The following is a 24,042-nucleotide window of genomic DNA, read 5'->3' on the forward strand; positions in this document are numbered from 1 at the left end:
TTACTCCTAATGATGGTGATGGTGGTGTTCAGACTCTGCCGAAACGGCCTGCTTCTTAACTGGCAGTGAAATCACTTGTTGCTGGCCATCAGCAAAGCTTAAGGTTAGCTCCACTTTGCTATCTTCAGCTAGAGGCGCATGTAAGCCCAATAGCATGATGTGATTACCTGATTCCGACAACACTAAACTGCTATGAGACTCTATGTCAAAGCCATCAACTTGGCGCATTTTTATCATGCCGTTTTCATCAACAAGTGTATGCAATTGAGCTTCTTTCGCAAATGCAGCCGAAACAGCAACAAGTCGAGTCGCTGGGCCATGATTTTCTAGGGTGATATAAGCAGCGGTATTGGGAACGCTGGCAGGCATTGCGCGGACATAACCGTCAGTCAGCATCACCTGGGCAAAAGCAGTAAATGAAAAACAACTCAGCAGAGTAATGTTAAACAGTTGTTTGAATATTTGCTTCAATGTCTTAAACTCCATTTTAAAACCCAATTCGCAACATGAGGACATAACGAATGAGTACTATTCAGGTTAGGGACGATAATGGGGTACGCATTATTACGTTTAATCGTCCAGAAAAGCGCAATGCACTTAACCTTCAAATGTATACACAGCTAACAGAATACCTTATCCAAGGTGAATCGGACAATGAAATTCGAGCCTTTATGTTCCGTGGTCAAGCACAATGCTTTACATCTGGTAATGATGTAGCTGACTTTTTAAAAAATAGTAACTTAGGTGTAGATCATCCTGCATTTAAATTCCTTTTTTGCCTACTCGATTTAAAAAAACCTGTAGTAGCTGCAGTCACTGGAGCAGCTGTCGGTATCGGCACAACCTTGCTACTGCATTGCGATTTAGTTTACGCCGACAACACAGCAAAATTCCAGCTGCCTTTTGTCAAACTTGCGTTAGTACCAGAAGCGGGTGCCAGTCTTTTACTGCCTCAAGTTGTCGGTCACGTGAAAGCCGCAGAGTTACTCATGTTGGGCGAAAGTTTCGATGCTAAATCAGCACATCAATATGGATTAATTAATGATGTGATTACTAATGAAGATATTTTTGAGTTTTCGTTAGATCAAGCAAAGAAACTTGCTCAGCAACCACCTATTTCACTGCAAACAACTAAACAGCTTATGCGCTATAACAAGGAAGCGATCAGGGCGCAAATGAAAAAAGAGCTAGTAGAGTTTGGTGCTAGGCTTGCGAGTGATGAAGCAAAATCTCGTTTCGCAGCATTTTTAAAGAAGTAATTTACCCGCTAAAGACAGGCTAATGTGCAAAGTATGCTTGGATCGGTATCGCGATTAACAAGCATACTTTTAATTTAAATAGCCAAAAATGGCACTGTTTAGGTTCGCACAATCACAGCCTTTGAATGCTACAACTGCCTTCTGCGTAGACTCTTGTCCTTTAGCCGCAAATATCAACATTGCTTTTCCCATTTAGGTAACAACAAGGCCAGAACAAAGTAGATAACTAGACCCATTGCTGGGTTACAAAAAACAGCAACAGCACATACTACACGAGTCCATAAACACGACCATTCAAACTTATCCGCCATTGACGCAGCCACACCACAAACTAATGATGATGGGTCTTTTAACCTGCTAATTAAATCAGCCATTTTAATCTCCCTAATATCTATCTATAAGCATTTCTATATTAGAAGTTCTACTTATTCAAAAACTGTACTAATAAATCAGTTATTGGTAGCAACAGTACTAAATCAATCTCTTTAACTTAATCTTTTAGTTTGTGCCACTGCAGCGAACAAACAAGACAAGCGCATATCGCTAAACTAACCACTGGCAGTAAAAGTAAGCCAGCGAACTGAGCAATAAACCACATAATTAGTCCTTAATTAGTGCGCTTGTTACTAGTGGTGTTTCAACCTTTTCAGCAGCTAATGTGCTTGTTTCAAGCTCTTCATTGCTATCCAATTCGAACATCATTTCTGACATTTGAGATTGAATCGAGAGGCTCAATTCAGTTTGCGCTTTAGTAACAAGATCTTGCATTTGAGCACTAATATTTTGCTCAATGTTGCTTGCAACTTCTGAGACTAACGATGTCTCGGCTTGAGCAGATAAACTTGCACCTAACAATGCAACAGTTAATACAGAGGTCTTTACAGTCTTCATAACAATAGAATTAAACATAATGGATTCCTTTTCGAGTTTCGCCTAATTGCATAGAGACTAATACAAGTGCCGTGCCAACTTTCAACAAATAAACTAAGTGACTGAATAAAAGGAATTTTATTGTTTTTAGACTTGAAGTTAAAACGAAAGGACTAAGGAGGTGTATCGAAGGTTAGTGAAACTCACCATGCTCTGGTGAATTTCACTACATATGATCTTTTAGCGGAATAATATAGTGAGAATTATAGACTAACGACTGCTTTCATCTCTTGTCTAGCCTGGGTTACCACTTCTATCCCTGCGCCCGATTTATGTGCATTTTCACTTATATATCGGCGCCAAACACGCGAACCAACCTCTCCTTGGAACAAGCCGATAATATGCCGAGTGATATGATTCAGCTTACCGCCCGCTTGTAAATGTTTCTCTATATAAGGAAGTAGCTTCTCCAAAACAGCATCTCGGCTCATAACTGGTTTATTAATACCACATAACTGTTGGTCGACTTCGGCCAATATATAAGGGTTCTGGTAAGCTTCGCGCCCAACCATGACACCATCAAGCTGTTGAAGATGAGTCTTACACTCAGCCAATGTTTTCACACCACCATTAATACTAATACTCAGATCAGCGTAATCACGTTTCAGCTGATACACGCGCTCGTAGTCTAGCTCTGGTATTTCACGGTTCTCTTTTGGGCTTAATCCTTGCAGCCAAGCTTTGCGAGCATGGATAATAAAATCATTGCAGCCAACGGCTTTTACCGTCTCAATAAACTGAGTCAAAAACTCATAGCTATCTTGCTCATCAATACCGATACGAGTTTTTACTGTCACCGGAATATCAACCACCTGTTTCATGGCGTCAACACACTCAGCCACCAATGTAGGTTCGGCCATTAAGCAAGCACCGAAACGACCATTTTGCACTCGATCTGATGGGCAGCCAACATTGAGGTTAATTTCATCATAACCGCGCTCAGCAGCAAGCTTGGCACAAGTGGCAAGATCGGCCGCATTTGAACCTCCGAGTTGCAATGCAACCGGGTGCTCCTCTTGGTTATAAGCAAGGTAATCACCTCGCCCATGAATTATCGCCCCAGTTGTCACCATTTCGGTGTACAACAACACTTCAGCAGACATCAATCGTGCAAAGTAACGATAATGGCGATCAGTCCAATCAAGCATTGGAGCGATAGAAAAAGTGCGGTTGAGTTGGGTTTGCATATAATTACCAAATAAAACGAGAACAAGAGCCGATCCGGGCGCGCATTTTACACTGCTGACCACCAAAACGACAGTACTAACCGTATATAGCTCGTTAACAGGAATAGAGGAACTTGAATTACCCGTCACTGATCTTGAGCCATTACATGACTATTAAAGTGTAGCAAGTAAAAGGGAGCGCTTTGAATATGCTAATGAGCCGAGAGCTGTGAGGAGTGGTTAAAAACACGAACTCGATCTTTTTAGCCGCACCGCAAGCACGTTAAGCAAAGGTTGCCACCCACCTAATCGATAACCAATAAAAAACAACATTCAACAGTAAAGCAACAGGCGTAAAGACCGATATCACAACTTATCGATCTTAGTTCCAATAACTATTGCGGAGCTTGTATTTGCTGGCTAATTTGTAAAAATCCGTTTGTTTCTGAGACAACAAGGCATTGGGAAATGACAAAAAAACAACAGAAAAAAATTTCAACCGTCTCAGCATGGAAGCCATCACTAATCAAAGAAAAATGTAACCACTTAAAAGGAGGCGATCTAATTCAACTTAGCTCTTCTGCTAATTGCGTCTATCAAATTTGCTCTGCATTCGATAGTGCCATTGCAGAGGGAAGTAACCCCATTGCTGTTTTTCAAGATCTTAGTAGCAAGGGAAAGCCATGTTTTTGGTTAGAGAAGCAAGCTGCTAAAGCAGAACAAAGTTATCTCACGCTTGAAGATAATGCGCTTATAAAATTTCATGGCCAATATTTTACTTTAGAGCAGAGCGCTGGCTCCTTGCTGTTGCTCCCAATAGCGCAAACTCTTAGTCAACTGAATTCCCTTGACGAGATTAAGCTCGCGCTATCGAAAGCTCGAGAAAAAAGTGCGGAGCAAGCAAAGCAACATTACCCTTTAGTTCGCAGTCGAGGCACTAGTATCACGGCCCATGATCATAACAGCTTACCAATTACAAGTTTTGAGGTGACTAAATTTACCAGCAAACATCAACTAGATAAGGCCATAATAATTGCCAAAGCAGACCATCAAATTGAAACTATTAGCCTATCGGGAGGTTATGATGGCCTTAATAGCATTGGCGATCCTCATGTCACACCTTTAGTCAGTCAATTCTCATTACCGGTTTGGTCGAAAACACTGGGTTATCTCAATATTATCTGCGACTAACACATAGAGCGTTTGCTTCTAACCTCTGCTCTAGCAAGAGTTTGCAGCTGCTTGTATAGCTTTATGACCAGTTTAATATTTCCTTGCAGATGCATACTGTTTTCATTACTGGCGAGTTTTTTCGCAAAGCGATTCGCTAGGGACACAATCTGCTGTTCGCCTTGACTTAAATCGGCCCCCTGAACTTGCTTTACGAATAGCACTCTCAGGCAAGTAAATAGCGAGTTAAAAATTAATAAGTCGCTCATTGAGGTTTCCTCTAATAGCTCAGGGGTTTCACTACCAACAATTGCAGCAATAATATGGCTGGTAGTTTCTATTGAGGTTGCAGCACTAAATAGATCATGTACTTCTGGCTCTAAAACCAAGTGCTTTACAACCTCTTCGGCAAAAGCACTCTTCTTAAATTGTAACCTTGTTGCCCCAATAACACTCATCAGTGCCGACTCTTTACATGGACAGTAGCAAGAATGTTTAGCTCGGTGGTTAAAGCATTCAGCAGTTCTCTTAGTAACAATGCCATACCACGATAAAAATCAGTCTTGGCGTTATCAATACTGGCTTGTAAAAATGGCTCAGACCAAGTCAGTAGGTGATTTGACAACAATAAAGTCAATACCTGCTTTGACTCAATGTGCTGACCTTCTTTTGTTGGATCTGACATGACAGTTAACAGTTGTGAAATCACTGACAAAAAGATGCCAATGTGATCTGCGGGTTGATTTTTATCTAGTTGTAACTCAATACCATGATCACCGTAGAACCGAAGTAACTCGTGAGTACTGGTATCATTAAGCAAGCGTTGCTCGGTTAACCAGCAAGAGCCCCACGGCAGTGCTAACGGCATACTCGCGCCGAAATAAAGATCACCATAATCAAGCATTAACTCTGTTAATTTATCCTCGCTCCAGCTCTCTAAGTAGCTTGAAAGGTGACTGACTCCTAAACGATAATCTTCACTGTCGGCAAACATATGCCAAGTTTTGCTGATCTCATTTTGCGCCAGTAAGTTTATGAAATCGGCACTTGGGTAAGCGAAATAAACGTTGTGCAGCAGCTTGGCAATGCCAGCGGCTTCATCAATATCAAAACAGACGGCTGGCTTTTCACTGCATCCGCTAGTTATTTTGCTTAAAGTGGTTTGTGTTAATTCTGTCATGCTTAACCTCACATTAGATAAACAGGGCGCCATAAGGCGCCCTACACGGACAGTTATACTTCTCTGCTATTGATAACGGCGCCACCTTTGCCGGCATGACGGTTATTTTTCACGATGAGGTTAGGTTTAGTCACAGAAAAATCAGGTAGAGGTTTAAGATGAGTATCGCCTTTACCATATTTAGCTTCTAGATTTTCCATGGTATCAAAGTCAAGTGCATGCAACGGACAGGACTCAACACAAATAGGCTTTTGACCAAGTTCTAAACGATCAGAACAACCATCACACTTGGTCATTTTTTTACGCTCAGTATCCATTTGCGGCGCATCATATGGACAAGCTTGGGCACACATATTACAACCGATACATTTGTCATCATTGGTCTTAACCAAACCTGTGTCTTGCTCTTTATGCATAGCGCCTACTGGACAAGTACTGACACAAACAGGTTCACTACAGTGGTTACAACCAATAGAGGTGTAGTGAGTGTGAATGTCGTTACTATAGCTACCATCAGCATTTTCACTGAAACTGCCACCAACAAACTCATAAACACGACGCTGAATAATACCATCCGGAAGATCACCACGTGATTTACACGATACATGACAAGTCTTACAGCCAGTACATTTAGCGCTATCAAAATAGAAACCGTATTGAACTTGTTCCGCTTCAGTTGTTTTAATTAAATTAGTCATGATCTACTCCCCTACTTAGCCTTTACCTGAACACGGTTGGTATGTTGTGGATTACCTTTGGCATAAGGCGATGGCTGGTAACGTGTTACCGTGTTAATACAGCCTCCTTCGTCAATTGGGTTGCCATTAGCATCTAAACGGCTCTTGTTCGGTGCATACCAAGCGCCTTGCCCAAGAGCAGCAACATTAGGCATGACTCGTAGCGTAATACGAACAGGGACTTCTAAAGTACCGTACTGGTTCGTCACTTGTGTCATGTCGCCATCTTTCAGTCCGCGAGCAGCGGCATCAACGGGGTTCATCCACACTGCATCTTCTACCGCTTCACGTAGCCATGGCACATTGTGATAACTTGAGTGTGTACGACCTTTAGTGTGGTATCCCACCAACTGCAGTGGGTAATCAGTGTCGACATTTTCAGTAGTATCTTCATACCCCCCCCAAGTACGTTGGTACTTAGGTAAAGCAGAGACATAATCACCTTGAACATCTTTATCGAATGTACGCTCAACACCAAATTGAGCCATGGCGACTGAGTACATCTCAATTTTGCCACTTGGAGTGCCAAGCGCCTCACCACCATTAACAAACGAGTCCATCGATATCACGGGCTCTGGGTTGCTGTAGTGAAAAATACCGATATCTTGGGCTTCCTTAAAGGTCGCAGGCAAAGCAGGAATAGCATTGGCATTATTAGCATTAGCCACAGCTTTGCCATAAGCTTCTTCCATCCATTGCTCTTCAGTTTTTCCTTCTGTGTATTCCGCTTCTTTGCCCATGGCTTTTGCTATCGCTAAGCCCTGCTCAAAGTAGTTACGACACTCAAACATCGGCTTAATACCACGCATGGCTGTCAAGTAACCCGTGTTACCAGCAGCGTATGATGCTGATGCAAAATCATCAGTTTCCAACCAACTGGTGTCTGGTAGGAGAATATCGGCAAATTTTGCACTCGGCGTCATCCAGCAATCACTGACGACGATAAACTCACATAAGCTTTCATCTTCTAGCGTTTTAGCTGTCAGACTTGTCTCTGAATGCTGGTTAATGAGTGCATTAGAGTTAAGGGCGAAAATGGACTTAACCGGTGTTCTAAGCGGCGTATCTAAATCTTCAAGCCCTCTTACATCGTGGCTTCTGCCGGTCATGTTTTCATGATTACGGATCGCCTCTTCCCAGTTGTAGAAGCTGATGGTTGTATCGATTGGGTTTGAAAGGCCTGAAATGCCAGAAGCACTTAAACCTGAACGGCCTTGTGACGGCATCGCACCGTTTGAAGTGCCTAAACGGCCAACTTGATTAAATACCCATGGCAACATGTAGCATGAACGCATCGCTTGCTCACCGTTAGCATGGCGGTTAACCCCTGCACCTGTGACGATAAAGGCATTTTTAGCTGACATGATCTTTTGTGCGATAGACTTAATTGCATCTTCTGAGATACCACAAATTGCTGCCGCCCATTTTGGTGTTTTAGCACCTTCAGCAACAAACTTACCTGCGCCCATAATGTAATCGTGGAAGTTCTCTTCAACATCGACGTACTGAGCAAGATCTTTCTTATCAGCATCAGCTTCGAGCGCAGCTTTTAAGGTTTCTAATGAAGCTTTGTCGTAACCTGAAACATGCTTGTCCATAAATGCTTGGTCAACATGTCCTTGAGAAATAGCTTCATACATTAATGCTTCTGCAAATGCTGAATCTGTGCCAGGGCGAATACCATGCCACTCACTTTCTTTACCTAAACAAGAGTCGGTATAACGTGGGTCGACCATGATAACTTCACAGCCAGGATTTGCTTTGAGTGCTTCGGAGAAATCTCGCCCCTCACCAGAACCAGATTGACGCATTTCGTTCGGGTTATAACCTATGCCTAAAAATAGATCAGAATGCACCAAACCATTTAGTGTTGAACCACTGGTACCGTAGTGCCCGGTCGCTTTCGAGGCAAAGTTAAGCTGCTGCCATGAGTAGTTACCTTGAATTCTTAAGTAACCACCGTTGAGGTTTAACACTCGATTAAACCAATTGGATGACTTAACAGAGTAATACGCGCCTGTGCCATAAAGCTTTAGAATCGAGTCGTTACCATACTGCCCTGCAATACGTTGCAACTCACTGGCGATCTCAGCGGCGGCCTCATCCCACGTGATAGGTACAAACTGACCTTCACCACGCTTACCAACACGCTTCATTGGTTGCTTTAAACGATCTGCGGCATAGGTACGCTGTTTGAGTGAGCGACCACGTGCACAAGCACGAACTTGATGTAGTTTGCCCGCTTCATCTTCAATATTGTGGTCTGTCTCGATATTTGCAATCGAACCATCTTCATTAGTAAATACTTTTACTGGGCAATTAGAGCCACAGTTCACCAAACAGGCGCTATAGCCGTAGGGAGCCGTTTCATCAGGATCTGGCTCAATAGGAAGCCCTGGTTCAATCGGAGTCCAATCAATAGAGTCATCATCACTACCACAGCCAACAAGTACAGCTCCAGCAGTTAGGGCACTGGTTGCTTGCAAAAAAGTACGTCTTTTCATTTTGCGTTACCTCGACATTTAACAACATTGTCACGCCTAAATGGCGCATTTTAAGTGCGTGTTTACCCACACTTTTAATAAGGTAATTGTCTGCCTAATGTTGATAATTAAAAAAACTTGCAGAGAGAAATGTGATATTGACGTGTGGTTTTCAACATAATACTCAACATTTCGTGAGCAAGTTCGTTAAATGTTTTTCGCTTGTTTAACCTAAGCTAACTAACTTTACTAAGCAGATCACATTCGCCAAAAAAACTGTGAGATACAACTAGAGACAACTAAAAATACTCTTCAATAACAACGCTTTAAAATAACACTTCAGTACCAATAAATGTTTATTAACGAATAAAAATCAGTTTCATTCAGGTTTATATTTGATAGCTTTACCACTATTTAAATATTAACGGCTCTCTGTTTTTTATAAGGTAAAGTTTAATTAACTGCGACTGTAATATAGAAATAGTAATATCGACATTCGCGCTCTATCTTCTCTCTTTGCTATTGCGATGCTTACCAATAGAATAACCGTCCGATGAACAGCCAAGGAAACTGAATATGAACTACACCAATTCAAGTGATTTTACCGCTATTTATGAGACTTGGTGATATAAGCTTCTAGCGTTTGCTGTAACCACATAGGCGAAATAACTTTGCCATCAGATGCTCTCTTTAGCCACAGATAAACAGTTGGATAACTAAAACCTGTCAATAGTGCTCTATCTTGTGAATAGTCAACTTTTTTAGCCTTTATACCACTAATGCTCGCTAAAAAATCAACTGCAGCCTTCACCCCTACAATCATAACTGCCTCGGAGTTAACCAAACTACTCGCTGCGCTACCAAGATTTGGAGCCGTTGCATATACCTGCATAGGCTTGCCTTGTGATGCAGCATAAACTCCTATTGGAGATTTATTTGCAGGAAATGGCATAGTGGCAAGCTTTACTATCGGGTAATTAATCATGTTATCAATTGAAAGGTCATCCCAAATGGGATGATGGGATTGCGCAATTAAGTACCCTCCTCGATGCTGAATAATAGATTTCGACAAGAGTTCTTTACGCGTTGACGGCTTGAAGCAAATAGCGGCTTCGATCTCACCATCAATCAATTGCTGCTCACTGAGTTCTGACCAAGCAGTGGTTGATATTGCAATATTGGGATTTTGTTGATGATTGATGGCATCATTAACAATTTCCTGCGCTAAGCCGATTTCTAGCTGTGGCACCGTTGCAATGACGATAGGCGGTTCAGCGGAGGATATCTTTTCAATAGCATCTTCCTCAATAGAACGACTACAGGTTAATATTTCCGACAGTGATATATGTAAATGATGAGCCAGCTCTGTTGCGATTAGCTGGTTATTTTTTCTAATAAATAGGGGATCGTCAAACACCTCCCTTAACGCACTGATTGCACGGCTCACTTTGGGTTGTGATAAACAAAGGTCATTTGCAACAACTTTGGTGCTGCCTTTTAGGTATAGCTGACAAAATATCTCAATAGTACTGATACTAATATTACTCAGTTTTTTCATTTATACCTCCAGCAGGCAAAACCATATTTCCTTCTATATAACCCTGAATTTCATTTATTAACCAAGGGGGAATATCTGCGCCCTTTCTCGATTGGGTAATATAGTGGTGGTATTGACCACTGCGCTGATTAATCAATTTGCAGGTTGAGTCATCTAACTGCTTCGCAGAAATATCTCCTCGCTGACAGAGAAACTCAATCGCATCTCGATAACATAAAAGTGCAATGGCATTACTGCTTTCAAGTTGGATCATCAGATCGGCTAACAAACATACCTTTGCAATAACGTTTAAACTACGATGGCTATCTAGCGCGTAGCATTCCAGAGGGTCAGTAATATCCTCTAGTTCATTCCCTGCGAAACTGATGTATGGGTAATCAAAAATATTATCAAGCTGTAGTGACTCATTTAGCGCCAGTAGTGAATGCTGACTTCTTGCAACCATCACATAAGCATTTGACTTAACAATGAGTCTTGAAGATAACTGCTCTGTGTTATACGCGCTATATGTCACAGCTATATCTAGCCGTTGTTGCTTTAATAGCTCGCCTACGTTGCTATGACAGGATTTAATGTGGAATATAAAGTCGTCGTTTTCTTCAGCCGCTCTTTTTTGTAAATGGCGTAAAAGGTTCAGTGATAATGTTGGAGGACATGCAATTACTAGCTCGCGTTTTCGGGGGCTTTCAAGATGAATGTCTAAGCTTTCACATTTTTTAGCTAACTGTACGATTTTCTTCATTTTAGGATAAATATCATCAGCAAGACTACTTCGCTCAAATCCCTGCTGTTTACGAATAAATAACGGTGCATTCATCGAATGCCTAATTGATTTTAAGCTCCGACTCACTTTTGAGCTTGGTACCCCAAGCGCTTTGCTTACTGCCGTTGCATTTAATAATTCATACAGCAAAACAAACACTTGAATATCAAACAAGCTATTCGCATTTAACTTCTTCATCCAACCTCAGAAAGATTACTCCCTTTTTATGTACACTAATTTAAACCAATAGTTATCGCATAGGTATGCGTGTTATCTAAATTCTGCCGCTTTACTTTAGTTAAGGCTCAATTATGTGACTTATGCATGTTAATTAATGAATTTCAGTTTTTAGATTTGCAATATATGCATTTCACATTTTCACCCAGCGAATATTGAAGCATAAATCCAGTAAAACACAGCCAAGCAAAACAAAGAGCCAACCGAAACACCAAAAGCAAGATACCCATCCAAGAACAAAGAAAACTTCAGATGTTTACACCAAAAACTTTCATTCGTCATCAGTGATCCACTTCATATTAACAAGCAAGCCAACTATCTAACATTTCAACAACCAAAAGTGGTTACTTTAAGGAACGTATGATGATAACAACAAAAAAAGCATCGTTAGCACTGTTGATTAGCTCGGCATTTCTAATCTCAGGCTGTTCAGATGGTGAAGATGGCAAGAATGGTGAAGACGGACAACCAGGTGGTCCGGGCGGGCCCGGTGATCCCGGCACCTCTGGGCTGCATATCGATATGGCCGCAGAGGCAATAGCTGAAATCAGCAACGCAACCTATGCAGACGGAATAATTACTGTTAATTTTGACTTAGAAAATAAACAGGGTGTTGGGCTATATGGCCTTAGCGCTGAGAATGAGTACCATGATTTCCGTTTCTCATTAGCCCAGTTAAAAACCAATCAAGGTTCAGATCTTAAACAGTGGATCTCGCTGTTAAATGACGCAACAAACGATGCCGGAACCACTTTCGAGCAAGGCTTTGAGCAGATAAAGAATTGTGCAGAATGCCTTGTCGATCATAAAGATGGTACCTATACCTACACATTCAGTACTAACTTAACCACAGCGGTTGATCCTGCTGGAGTCGTCTTTGATGCATCCTTGACTCAACGTATTGCTATCGAGATGCAATTTGAATATGCCTCAGGCCATGAACTAGCTGAAAATGCTCACTATGATTGGATCCCAGCAAGTAACTTAACGGAGGGAGTTGAGACTCGCGAGCTAGTAACACTTGAAACTTGTTACACCTGTCATCAACCTGACAGCCTCAAGGCTCACGGTGGACGTCGACTCGATTTAGAAAACTGTCAGTCATGTCACAACGGCATTGTTTCCGATCCAAATGATGTTTCAGTTGAACTTGGTCACATGGTACATGCAATTCATATGGGACCTGAGCGCGAAGGAAAGGATGCTGAAGGTAATGTCGTTCCTATGCCTTATACCATTGCAGGTTACGGTGGTGACCATGCGTTTGATTATCCTGCATTCCCAACGAAACCATTTATGGATTGCGCTGTATGTCATGTTCAAGACGAAACATTAGCAGATAAAGATCTATGGCTTGCAAACGCCAATGCCAATGCCTGTACTGGTTGCCATACAGACTCTCCAGCACAGCATAAGTCAGATAAGAACCCTGAATTAATTTGTACCGATTGTCATAGCGTTGAAGTTCATTCAAAAGCCGCTAAACCATACCAAGCTGCCAATGACTACAGTGTAGAGGTGAGTAATGTTGCAATTAGTGCTGCTAATCTAATTACATTTGATATGGAAATCATGGATGCTAATGCTGAGCCAGTAGCAAAAGATGAAGTCTATAAACTAGGTTACAGCAAACCCTATATGGTTGTGAGTTGGGATGTTGAAAAGGATTACCCTGATTATAATCAAGCCTCATACAGTGAGCGTCGAATCGATATTAAAGATGAGACCAAGGCAACCTGGAATGCTGATAACTCGGTAAGTGTTGCTGTGACTATCAATTTCCCTACAGATATAGCATCACGCTCACTTGAAGTCCTACCGGTATTGAAAGTCTGTTTCGAAGAGGGCACAGATAAGCGCACTAGTTGCGATTCGAACCATGCTTATCCAGCTTATGTTCAGACTCCCGCTTACCGTACGGTACTAGCAGATTCTGAAGCGGTTGTGGCTGAACGCCGTTCAATTATTGATACAGCATCATGCCATAGCTGCCACAGTTATGAGTTCTATCATGATTCCAATGGGGTGAACTGTATTGCTTGTCATACCAACGATAAGAAACTAGGAGCTGTAGAAATTGATCATCAGCCTGTTGCCTGGGGTGAAATGAAGTCTACAAGCTTTATGTATAAAGCACACAAAGCGACTGGTCATGACAATGGTCACGGCGGTAGCGGCACTATCTTAAAGACAGATTGTACAACTTGTCACTCTGCGACTGAAGGTTATGGCGGTCTTAAGTATGGCTTTGAGTTAGGTCGTAATGCTGGTCAAGCCCATACAGTGCCAAGCTTTATTGCTGTAAAAGGCAATGATCCTTTAGTGAACCCTGTTAAGACTTGGTATGCATCACCTGATGCAGCTGCTTGTTTGAGCTGTCACCAGAAGTACCTATCAGATGCAGCGATGTCACATATTAGAGGTAACGGTGGATATTTCGGTGCCAATAAAGATGCTGACCATATTGTCGATGTCAATGATGCGGGCAATGCAAAAGACGCAAAAGAAGCTTGCGCCACTTGTCATAGCCCTGCCAAGGTGATGGAACATCATGGGTTTAGTTTGTAAAAAATGCGGTAACAACAGAGTGCCTAACTTGTCCCTAGGTATACTCTAACCTTTTATCCCCTGCAAAACTCAAAGGCACCTTCGGGTGCCTTTTTATCTAATTTTGATTCTTATCTAAACTTACTTTTGCTCTAAAAAGGCTGGTTAACCATTACCCAGAACTGACTGTCTTCATTGCTATACGCTAGCTCAGCTCTAACCACAACGTTTTCTACCTCAAAACGTGCGCCAATACCTGCTGACCATTTTAAGTCATCATGCAGTGCTGCCGCATTAAACTCATCGGCCACCTGCCCTGCTTCTGCAAATGCCACCCATTGCCACCATGGAATATCATACAAGTTAAACACTGGCCACTGTTGCAATGGTTGCCATCTTGGCTGAATACGGTACTCCGCCGAGTACATCACCGCCGAGCGGCCAGTAAACCGTTTACTGGCGTAACCTCGGAGGTGATCAAATCCACCCAAACTAATACCTGCAAATGAAGGCGGCCTATGATAATCATTGCCACTTTGCTCATTCCAAGTCGGCGTATCCGCCAAATAAAAGTTAAATGCCAATACCTGTTGCGCAAACCAATCATTACCACCAATCGCAATAAAAGCACTTTGCTCAAATTCCCAAGTTGTCCAACTACTGCGCTCCTCAGAACCAAAGTCTCGGCTAAACTTCAGGCTAGTTTGCCCACCTTGGGTACTATTTTTACCGTTATCACGATTGTCCCAGTCGAACTCTAGCGCTAATCCTTGCGCTTTTTCAGGTAAATACTCATAACCTTGCAACTCACGTGTTTGCACAAAAGGACTCACTTTAATACTGGTTACGCCAGAGTTGAGTGGATTCCAATTGATTGGATCTTTACTGCGAGCAAGGCTACGTGCAGCGCCTGCGCTGCCGCGTCCCCATGGTAGTACATATTTGGCATGCAAACGGGTATAGGATTCATCACCAAGTGTGACTACCTTGCTGACGTTTTGCTCTGGCATTGCAGGGTCTGCGAGATAGTAGATTCCCTCCTTAAACTGCGCTTGATAGGTCTCAACCGAAAACAGCCAGCTATCGACTTTAGGGATCTGATAATTATGTGCACTTAAGTAACCTATCCAGCTGTCATTTGCACTGTATAAACCAATCCCAAGAATTGAGGCCTGAACTTGCCCTGCATGCTTTATCACTCCCGCAGCTCCTAATGCAGTGCTCAATGACTCAGATGAGAAAGCGAATGGTACCGCGACAAACTCAGCCTCTGCAGTTGTCACCTTTGTGCTGCCCTGCTCGGATAATGATGAATCTTTAGTGACCACAGACGAATTTTGCGGTTTAGTGGTAATCGTAGGGCTCGCAAGCGCTAAAGGTTGTAGCATCAAGGCCACAGCAGAAATGAATAATTGTAATTTCAATTTAAAAAATCTTCACGCAGATGGTGGGCATCCCGCCTCACCAAAAGCGACTAAACTTTATTTATTGCTCAATCTAGGCAAACAGCAACGCGAGGAGTTAGCTTGGTGACAAGCTCATAAGCGATAGTACCAATATGTTCAGCCACCTCTTCAACAGGCAGATTTTTACCCCACAAAACAGCGAGATCGCCCACTTTATCATTAGCATCAATACCTAGATCCACTGTCAGCATATCCATCGACACTCTACCTACAATAGGTACAATTCGACCATTAACCAATACGGGGGTGCCAAGCGGCGCATTGCGCGGATAGCCATCACCATAACCGATAGCAACGACACCTAGGTTCGTGTCTTTTTCTGCAGTCCAATAGCTACCATAACCCGCACTTTCACCCGCTTTATGTTCACGTATAGCAATCAGCTGAGAGACTAAATCCATCGCAGGCATTAAGCCGTGTTTAGCGCCGAGATCGCCAAATACTGGTGAGACACCATAAAGTGCTATTCCAGGTCTAATCCAGTCTGCTTGGCTTTGCTGCCAAAACAGTGCGCCAGCAGAATTAGCCAGAGTGCGATCTCCGGGAAGATCTTTGGTCAATGTATCAAATACTCTCTGTTGCTCAGCGGTACTAGGATTGCTCGGTTCATCGGCGCAAGCAAAGTGAGTCATCAAGTGGATCGGCTTGGCTACATTGTCATTGGACATTAATCTTTGGTAAGTAGCGTCGAACTGCGCAGGCGAAAAGCCAAGACGATGCATGCCACTATCGACTTTAAGCCAAACCGTGACCGGCTTAGTTAAATTTATGCTCTCCAACATTTCCAGCTGAGACTCATGATGCACCACGGTTTCAATGTCGTGCTCAACTAATGTGGTTAGATCTCCAATACGGAAAAAACCTTCAAGCAGCAAGAGTTTAGCCGTCACGCCACCAGCTCGAAGCGCCAGTGCTTCTTCAAGGCGCGCTAAACCAAAGCCGTCAGCATTATCTAAGCATTGAGCAACATTGAGTAAACCATGGCCATAGCCATTAGCTTTTACTACCGCCATCACCTTGCTTGAAGGTGCTAACTCATGCAGTCGGGCTAAATTATGCTTTAGTGCTTTGCGGCTGATCTCTGCGCGTGGGAATGGTTTCAAAACTAACCTTGCTAATATGTGTTAAAAAGTAAGAGCCTCATTGAGGCTCTATTGTAGTGAATTATTGTTATTAAAATTGGTTATTAACAACAATTAATCTTCTTCAAACTGCGGACCCGCGTAATTGTCAAAGCGAGAAAATTGCCCCTGGAAGGTTAAACGTACACGCCCAATAGGGCCGTTACGTTGCTTACCAATAATAATCTCAGCGGTGCCCTTATCTTCAGAGTCATCGTTATACACTTCATCACGGTAAATAAACATGATCAAGTCGGCATCCTGCTCGATTGCGCCCGATTCACGCAAATCTGAGTTAATAGGACGTTTATCAGCACGTTGCTCCAATGAGCGGTTAAGCTGAGATAGTGCAACTACCGGGATCTCTAATTCCTTAGCCAAGGCTTTAAGTGAGCGAGAGATCTCAGAAATTTCTAGAGTACGGTTATCTTTTAGCGCAGGTACTTGCATCAATTGAAGGTAATCAATCATGATCATCGATAGGCCGCCGTATTCTCGAGCAACTCGTCTAGCACGACTTCGAACTTCTGTCGGTGTTAGGCCTGAACCATCATCGATATACATCTTGCCTTGTTCCAGCATTATCCCCATGGTTGAAGACACGCGAGCCCAATCATCATCGTCAAGCTGACCGGTACGAATTTTAGTTTGATCCACTCGTCCAAGTGATGCCAACATACGCATCATGATCTGTTCTGAAGGCATCTCTAAACTAAAAATAAGCACTGGCTTATCTTCATGCAGGGCAGCCTGTTCACACAAGTTCATCGCAAACGTGGTTTTCCCCATAGATGGACGCGCAGCAATAATCACTAAATCGCCAGACTGGAAGCCTGCAGTCATGTTATCGAGATCGCCAAAGCCACTCGAAACGCCAGTCACACCGTTGGTCGGGTTATTATAAAGCTCTTCAATTTTATCGACGGTTTTTTCAAGAATCGTTTTAATGCCTTCAGGGCCTTCGTTAGCATTAGCGCGTTGCTCAGCGATTTTGAAAACCTTGGTCTCAGCTAAATCAAGTAGTTCACTTGAATTACGCCCTTCAGGGTTAAAGCCAGCATCGGCAATTTCGTTAGCGACTTTAATCATGTCACGAACAACAGCACGTTCACGCACAATGTCAGCATAAGAGTGAATGTTGCCAGCGCTTGGTGTGTTCTTGGCTATTTCACCAATGTAAGCAAAACCACCGACATCTTCTAATTGGTCTTCAAGCTCTAACTGCTCAGAGACGGTAATTAAGTCGATCGGGTTACCTGCACTGACCAGCACTTCCATCGCAGTGAAAATCATCGCGTGAGCTCGCGAATAGAAATCTTCCTTTACAACGGCCTCTGCCACTCTGTCCCATGCGTCAGAATCTAACATCAAACCGCCGAGAACAGATTGCTCTGCTTCAATTGAATGCGGTGGCATCTTCAGCGCATCCATCTGAATATCTCTTGGCTTTTCTTTGGCCTTAAAGGCGCGTTGCTGTGACATTAAATCTCCAAAATTCCAACGATTAAGCAAAATGTGGTATAAAACGGGCTCAAGCAGAGCAGGCAATTAACATCATACGACCTGCAAATAAATAAAACACACAAAAACAATATAAGGAAAGAACATGCGCAATGCATTGATTGCCGCAATCGCTCTCTCTACTGGGGTATTGTCATCCTCAGCAGTTATGGCTGATGAAGGACAGTGGCAGCCGTATCAAATGCCCTCTATCGCTGACAAACTTAGCGAGCGTGGTATTGATATTCCGGCAGAACAACTCGCCGATCTCACTCGTTACCCTATGAATGCTGTTGTCGGCTTGGGCTATTGTACCGCCAGTTTTGTCTCGCCCCAAGGCTTAGTTGTCACAAACCATCATTGTGCCTACCGTGCTATTCAATATAACAGTAAAAAAGAACATAATTATCTTGCCGATGGCTTTTTAGCGACCAGTAAAGACAAAGAGCCAACTGCTGGCCCCAATGAGCGTTTGTATATTACAGAAGCGGTCACCAATGTATCGACACAAGTGAAACAAGATATTGGTGACGATCCATTACAGCGCTATAAGAATATTCAAGCCAATCGTAAAGCACTCATTAAAGAGTGTGAGTCAGACGATAACTACCGTTGTTCAGTGCGCAGTTTCCATAATGGTCTCGAGTACTACCTAATTAAACAACTTATTATTCGTGATGTTCGCTTAGTGTACGCGCCACCAGAAAGTGCAGGAGCTTTTGGCGGTGATATCGATAACTACGAGTATCCTCGTCATTCAGCTGATTTTACCTTCCTACGCGCTTACGTTGGTAAAGATGGTAAGCCAGCGGTATTTAATAAGGACAACGTGCCTTATCAGCCAAAAAGTTACCTTAAGATTAATGCTGACGGTGTTAAAGCGGGCGACGGAGTATTTGTAGCCGGTTACCCAGGTTCTACCAGCCGTTACCGCTTAACCAGTGAGCTAAAGTTCGCCAGTGATTGGTTGTACCCAACGCTTGCCACTCGCTATCAACTGCGTATCGATACCATCGAGGCTATGAGCGCAGCCAATAATGAAGTGAAGATTAAATACGCAGGCAAGCTTGCCGGTATGGCCAACCGTATGAAGAAGTACAATGGTCTGCTTGATGGCTTTAAAGCCACAGATATTGCTGGGATCAAACAGGGTCGCGAAGATGACTTTAAGGCATGGCTGGCAAAAGACAAAACTTACCAATCTTTCCAGACTCAGTTTGATGAACTGGAAACACTACTGGTTGAGCAACGCAAACAACGTCAAACCCGTTATTACTTTGAGAATGCGCAAAGTAGCGCACTGCTTGCAACTGCTAATAAGCTCTACCGCCTAGCAAAAGAGAAAGCTAAACCTGATGCTGAGCGAGAAGAGGGCTACCAAGAGCGTGATATGAAGATGTTTAAAGCACGCCTTAAGCGTCTTGATTCAAGTTTTGCAGTGAGCGTTGATAAAACACTTTGGTTGCAAGATTTAGAAGCATATCTGAACCAAGATATCCGCGTTAGCGAACTTGATACTGCGCTGAATGAAGGCGATGTGGAAGCAAGCCTTTCTGAGAAGCTAGATGGATTATATGCACTCACCTCATTAACAGATAAAGACAAGCGACTTGCTTGGATGGATGCTGATGCGAGCGCGTTTGAAACCAGTGCCGATCCTTTCATTCGTCTTGCCGTATCTTTGTATGACAAAAACATGACTGGTGAAAAGGCTGCTAAGACTTTAGCAGGTAAGTTGTCGATGGCGCGTCCGGACTACATGAAGGCCGTTATTGCTTACTACAAGTCTAACAACTGGCCAGTATACCCTGATGCCAACGGCACACTGCGGATCACCTACGGTATGGTCGATGGCTATCAGTCTAAAGATGCACTCTATAAACAGCCATTTACGCGCTTAGAAGGCATTCCAGCCAAACACACAGGTGTAGAGCCATTTAATGCACCCGCCAAGTTATTAAAAGCGATTGAAGAGCAGCGTTACGGCAGCCATAAAGTGGCTACTGTATATCAAGACCCAGCGTCTTGGTTATGCCGCCTATTCTCTTGTTTAGATAAGCCAGAGCAATTTAATTCAGTACCCGTTAACTTCTTATCAAGCGTTGATACCACTGGCGGTAACTCAGGATCTCCAGTGTTTAACGGCAAAGGTGAACTTGTGGGGCTTAACTTCGACTCAACTTATGAGGCGATTACCAAAGACTGGTTCTTTAATCCAACAATCACTCGTGCTGTACATGTCGATATCCGCTACATATTGTGGATGATGGATAAAGTCGACCACGCACAGAATCTGATTGAAGAGCTAGATTTAGTCAGAAACTAAAAACTCTACTCACATACAAAATGGTAGTTAACTAAGCTCTCAACTTAGTTAGCTGCCATTTTTTTTATTCTAGTCAGTCACCTGCAAAATAATATTACTGCTGTAACAGAATGCATTTCAAAATATTTCAAAGTGTGTACAGGCATTTCAGAGGAAACCTCTAAGCGAACAGCCGAACCTAGTTACATTCCCCTTAACAAAAGTATATGTACAAAATTAACCACCAATCAGCCTTAAGTATTAAGGACTTACCTCGCTTATAACAGTTTGATCTATTGTATACAACAATATAGCATCGGCTTCGCCACAAGAAAGCAACAACATAATAACAACATAATAACACTATATTTATACAAGGATTGAACATGAAGACAGTGAATTTCAAACGTTCATTGTTGGCGGCGTCTATTTCGACACTACTAGCAATAAGCACTCCAGTATTAGCCAATAGCGCTACTGGTTCTATTTATGGTAAAGCCAGTGCAGGGGAGCAGATAACCTACCGTAATACTCAAACTGGTGTTAGCCGTACAATTACTATTGGCGATAATGGTCGATTTAACATTCAAAGCATTCAACCGGGTACATACAAAGTTACCGACTCTAGCGGACACGAAAGAGAAGTTAAGGTTAACCTTGGTACCGGTACGCTAGTTGACTTCAACGATATCGAAATTCTTTCAGTTACGGGCTCTCGTATTACTTCAATCGATACCTCAACAGCTGAATCTTCTTTTGTATTTACAGCAGAAGATATCGATAAGCTGCCAATGGGCCGTGATTCTGTCTCTGTTGCACTATTAGCACCAGGTGCAATCCAAGGTGGTGGGGCATTCGACCGAAACCTCCCTTCATTCGGTGGAGCTTCTATCGCCGAGAATGGTTATTACATTGATGGTATGGATGTAACTAACCTACGTACCATGCTTGAGTATGCAACGTTACCACAAGATGCTATTGCACAAACAGAGGTTAAGGCTGGTGGTTACGGCGCTGAATACGGTCGTTCATTAGGTGGTATTATTAATGTAATCACCCGTTCAGGTTCAAATGATTTTGAATTTGGTGGCTCAGTTTATTACACACCAGAATCTTTACGTGGCTCAGAGAAAAATACTCAAGATTACTTAAATGATACAATTAGCGCCTACAATGCTGATGACACCTACGATACGTTATCGTATAACGCATACGCTAGTGGAGCTATAGTTGAAGATAAGCTTTTCTTTTTCGCAAATGTCGAAGGACAGAAAAAAGAGCGCAACAACTATTCTAAAGATTCAAGTTACGAATATGAGATCACTAATCCAAACTACCTAGCAAAATTGAACTGGTTTATTACTGATGATCACTCAGTTCGTTTCACCCATATAAACAATGAAACGGATTGGGATTATAAAAACTACAATAACCCAGATGACCCTGCCAATCCAGATAAGACATTGCAGTATACCGGTAGTCATGGCGATCTAACTTCTCAGTACAGTTATAAAACTGGTGGCACGGTTAATATTTTTGCATATACCGGCTACATAACAGATAACATCAGCGTTAACGCAATGTACGGTGAATTAGAATCATTATATGCCAAAATACCTAACTTACCTGGTGATGACTGTGCTTATGCATGGGATTCAACTGGTGGAGTTGGTTGGGGTGGAAGAACAGCTATTGGTTGCTGGAATGCACCAGTTCAATCAACAGTTGTAGATCAAGTTGACGATAAGGATGAAAGAACCAGCCTTAAATTAGATATCGATTGGGCTCTTGGTGATCACTTAATTCGTTTGGGCTACAACAAAGAGGAATACAACTCCACATCTCCAGGTGTAAAGTACTCTGGCGATAACTATTATCGCTACGTGACGGCAGACACAAATGAAAATGGATGTAAAATCAACGGCGTTGACCTAGCTTGTGGCACAGAAACTCTACGCCACAGAACATATTTCACACAAACTGCTACCTTTAAAACTGAAAATACAGCCTTTTATTTAGAAGATAACTGGCAGTTCTCTGATGACTTATTGATATACGCAGGTGTGCGTGCAGAACAATTCTCTAACTACGCTGGTAACGGAGAAGTTTTTGTTGAGTCAGACACCCTAATAGCTCCTCGTTTAGGTTTTTCATGGGATGTTAACGGCGATTCATCAGCGAAGCTTTTTGGTACTTTAGGACGTAATTATATTCCAGTGGCGTCTAACACTAACATTCGCGCGACTCGTGAAGAATTATTCACCGAAAATTGGTATACCGCACCAGATGGCTGGAATGCTGACGGTTCACCCGTTACCCAAGGACCTGAAATTGGAACTGGTATTTACGATAATCAGGTACCAAAACCTGACCGTATTGCTGACGTAAACCTAGAACCTATGCACCAAGATGAATTAATTATCGGTTATCAACAATTTGTTAGTGATGATTGGAGCGTTAGCGCCAAAGTGACCGGTAAAATGATCCAAAGTGGCATGGATGATTTCTGTGCGAACGATGGATTCACTCGCTGGGCTGCTGATAACGGCTATGATAACTTTGATCCGCATTCACTAGCTGGTTGTATATTAATTAATCCAGGTAAAGATATTACCATTGCAATGGACCTTAATAATGATGGCAACCTAACAAACACAACTACACCCAATTCATACCATAACCTACCAGAGTATGATCGTAAGTATGCAGGATTGGAGCTAGTGTTAGATAAGCAGTTCAGCGATAGCTGGAAGATTAACATGTCTTACGTCTTATCTAGAACTTGGGGTAACGCAGAAGGTTACGTTAACTCATCTTTAGCTCAAGAAGATGCTGGTGCAACGCAAGACTTTGACCACGCAAACTTCATGCATGGCGCTGATGGAGACCTACCTACAGATAGAAGACACCAGTTTAAGCTATATGGTGTTTATGAAGTTACTGACGAGCTATTCGTTTCAGCAAATGCATCACTAATGTCAGGTACACCATTAAGCTGTCAAGGTTTTGTAAGCCTTGACGGTATGGAAGAAGGCGACGGCTCTACAGCTTACGATGCACCAAACTTTAAGCGTTATGGCGCTTCAAGTTTCTATTGTAAGAATGAAAATGGAGAGCAGCAGCTAACTTCACGTGGTGATGAAGGTCGTACAGATTGGGAGTTCAAACTTGATCTTGGTCTATCTTACTCACCAGCTTTCGCTGAAGGCTTAACAGTAAAAGCGACTGTGTTTAATGTGTTTAACACACAAGATCCTTATATTCTCGATCAACAAAAAGATCTTGACCAAGGTAGCGACACAATTAACCCTGGCTACTTAAAGCCTATCGGTTATACAGCTCCACGTTCAGTGCAATTATCTGCACATTACAAATTCTAAATAAATTTGTGATTGAAAACGGCCACTTTTAGTGGCCGTTTTTTTGCTTATAATTAATGTACTGATACTCGATACGCAAATAATGGCCCAACAAGCTAATCACGTTTATCTTATAAGTATTTATCTTGAGGTTTGAACTAATAGCTTAAGCTAATTTTCAACTAGCTATACTCAAGCTGCTCACTTTAAAAGAAATAAGGGCACAGACTACTAGAATCCTAAGTGCACCTTTCACATAAT

General features: G+C 42.5%; 18 protein-coding genes. 5 read left to right on the forward strand and 13 right to left on the reverse strand.

Annotated features, from left to right (window positions below; translation table 11 throughout):
* Positions 1–6: 6 nt before the first annotated feature.
* Positions 7–486 carry a copper chaperone PCu(A)C gene (locus L2730_RS04640; RefSeq protein ID WP_248973507.1) on the reverse strand — a complete coding sequence of 160 codons (480 nt, stop codon included), beginning with the start codon at positions 484–486 and terminating at the stop codon, positions 7–9.
* 35 nt (positions 487–521) lie between these two features.
* On the opposite strand from L2730_RS04640, the gene L2730_RS04645 reads away from it, so the two are divergent.
* On the forward strand, positions 522–1,259 hold the full coding sequence (locus L2730_RS04645; protein ID WP_248973508.1) for an enoyl-CoA hydratase-related protein: 738 nt from the start codon (positions 522–524) through the stop codon (positions 1,257–1,259).
* 173 nt (positions 1,260–1,432) lie between these two features.
* Here L2730_RS04645 and L2730_RS04650 read toward each other — a convergent pair whose 3' ends face one another.
* From L2730_RS04650 to dusA, 3 genes are all read right to left on the reverse strand, one after another.
* Positions 1,433–1,633, reverse strand: a complete 201-nt coding sequence (locus L2730_RS04650; RefSeq protein WP_020910929.1) for a PspC domain-containing protein — start codon at positions 1,631–1,633, stop codon at positions 1,433–1,435.
* Between the two features lie 226 nt (positions 1,634–1,859).
* Entirely contained in the window at positions 1,860–2,168 is a 309-nt protein-coding gene (locus L2730_RS04655) for a hypothetical protein (RefSeq protein ID WP_248973509.1), read from the reverse strand.
* 224 nt (positions 2,169–2,392) lie between these two features.
* The gene (gene dusA / locus L2730_RS04660) at positions 2,393–3,376 is read right to left on the reverse strand and encodes a tRNA dihydrouridine(20/20a) synthase DusA (RefSeq protein ID WP_248973510.1); all 984 of its coding nucleotides are present in this window, start codon (positions 3,374–3,376) and stop codon (positions 2,393–2,395) included.
* 447 nt (positions 3,377–3,823) lie between these two features.
* Between dusA and L2730_RS04665 the strand changes: the two genes are divergently transcribed.
* Positions 3,824–4,546, forward strand: coding sequence for a hypothetical protein (locus L2730_RS04665; protein ID WP_248973511.1), 723 nt, complete (start codon positions 3,824–3,826; stop codon positions 4,544–4,546).
* Here the strand turns inward: L2730_RS04665 and L2730_RS04670 are convergent.
* The 6 genes from L2730_RS04670 to L2730_RS04695 all read right to left on the reverse strand — a co-directional run bounded on the left by L2730_RS04670 (position 4,543) and on the right by L2730_RS04695 (position 11,444).
* On the reverse strand, positions 4,543–4,983 hold the full coding sequence (locus L2730_RS04670) for a hypothetical protein (RefSeq protein WP_248973512.1): 441 nt from the start codon (positions 4,981–4,983) through the stop codon (positions 4,543–4,545). The two genes, L2730_RS04665 and L2730_RS04670, sit on opposite strands and share 4 nt — an antisense overlap.
* The gene (locus L2730_RS04675) at positions 4,983–5,705 is read right to left on the reverse strand and encodes a TorD/DmsD family molecular chaperone (RefSeq protein WP_248973513.1); all 723 of its coding nucleotides are present in this window, start codon (positions 5,703–5,705) and stop codon (positions 4,983–4,985) included. The genes L2730_RS04670 and L2730_RS04675 overlap by 1 nt, the downstream gene beginning before the upstream one ends.
* 53 nt (positions 5,706–5,758) lie before the next feature.
* Positions 5,759–6,403: a DMSO/selenate family reductase complex B subunit gene (locus L2730_RS04680; protein ID WP_248973514.1), complete on the reverse strand. Its 645-nt coding sequence runs from the start codon at positions 6,401–6,403 to the stop codon at positions 5,759–5,761.
* A gap of 11 nt (positions 6,404–6,414) precedes the next feature.
* Positions 6,415–8,946, reverse strand: a complete 2,532-nt coding sequence (locus L2730_RS04685) for a DMSO/selenate family reductase complex A subunit (protein WP_248973515.1) — start codon at positions 8,944–8,946, stop codon at positions 6,415–6,417.
* Positions 8,947–9,532: 586 nt separating this feature from the next.
* Complete coding sequence (locus tag L2730_RS04690; RefSeq protein ID WP_248973516.1) at positions 9,533–10,483, reverse strand: LysR family transcriptional regulator; 951 nt, start codon at positions 10,481–10,483, stop codon at positions 9,533–9,535.
* The gene (locus L2730_RS04695; RefSeq protein WP_248973517.1) at positions 10,467–11,444 is read right to left on the reverse strand and encodes a LysR family transcriptional regulator; all 978 of its coding nucleotides are present in this window, start codon (positions 11,442–11,444) and stop codon (positions 10,467–10,469) included. The genes L2730_RS04690 and L2730_RS04695 overlap by 17 nt, the downstream gene beginning before the upstream one ends.
* A 399-nt stretch (positions 11,445–11,843) precedes the next feature.
* On the opposite strand from L2730_RS04695, the gene L2730_RS04700 reads away from it, so the two are divergent.
* Positions 11,844–14,051 carry an OmcA/MtrC family decaheme c-type cytochrome gene (locus L2730_RS04700; protein WP_248973518.1) on the forward strand — a complete coding sequence of 736 codons (2,208 nt, stop codon included), beginning with the start codon at positions 11,844–11,846 and terminating at the stop codon, positions 14,049–14,051.
* A 131-nt stretch (positions 14,052–14,182) separates the two neighbouring features.
* On the opposite strand, the gene L2730_RS04705 is transcribed toward L2730_RS04700, so the two are convergent.
* From L2730_RS04705 to dnaB, 3 genes are all read right to left on the reverse strand, one after another.
* Positions 14,183–15,454 carry a BamA/TamA family outer membrane protein gene (locus L2730_RS04705; RefSeq protein WP_248973519.1) on the reverse strand — a complete coding sequence of 424 codons (1,272 nt, stop codon included), beginning with the start codon at positions 15,452–15,454 and terminating at the stop codon, positions 14,183–14,185.
* A 68-nt stretch (positions 15,455–15,522) separates the two neighbouring features.
* Positions 15,523–16,599 (reverse strand): alanine racemase, encoded by a 1,077-nt coding sequence (gene alr, locus L2730_RS04710; RefSeq protein ID WP_248973520.1) that lies wholly within the window; start codon positions 16,597–16,599, stop codon positions 15,523–15,525.
* A gap of 93 nt (positions 16,600–16,692) precedes the next feature.
* Entirely contained in the window at positions 16,693–18,099 is a 1,407-nt protein-coding gene (gene dnaB / locus L2730_RS04715; protein WP_248973521.1) for a replicative DNA helicase, read from the reverse strand.
* A 124-nt stretch (positions 18,100–18,223) separates the two neighbouring features.
* On the opposite strand from dnaB, the gene L2730_RS04720 reads away from it, so the two are divergent.
* Complete coding sequence (locus tag L2730_RS04720) at positions 18,224–20,443, forward strand: S46 family peptidase (protein WP_248973522.1); 2,220 nt, start codon at positions 18,224–18,226, stop codon at positions 20,441–20,443.
* A 365-nt stretch (positions 20,444–20,808) separates the two neighbouring features.
* Positions 20,809–23,802, forward strand: coding sequence for a TonB-dependent receptor (locus L2730_RS04725; RefSeq protein ID WP_248973523.1), 2,994 nt, complete (start codon positions 20,809–20,811; stop codon positions 23,800–23,802).
* Positions 23,803–24,042 lie beyond the last annotated feature (240 nt).

It is taken from the genome of Shewanella kaireitica, assembly GCF_023284045.1.
In the GTDB taxonomy this organism is placed as follows: Bacteria; Pseudomonadota; Gammaproteobacteria; order Enterobacterales; family Shewanellaceae; genus Shewanella; species Shewanella kaireitica.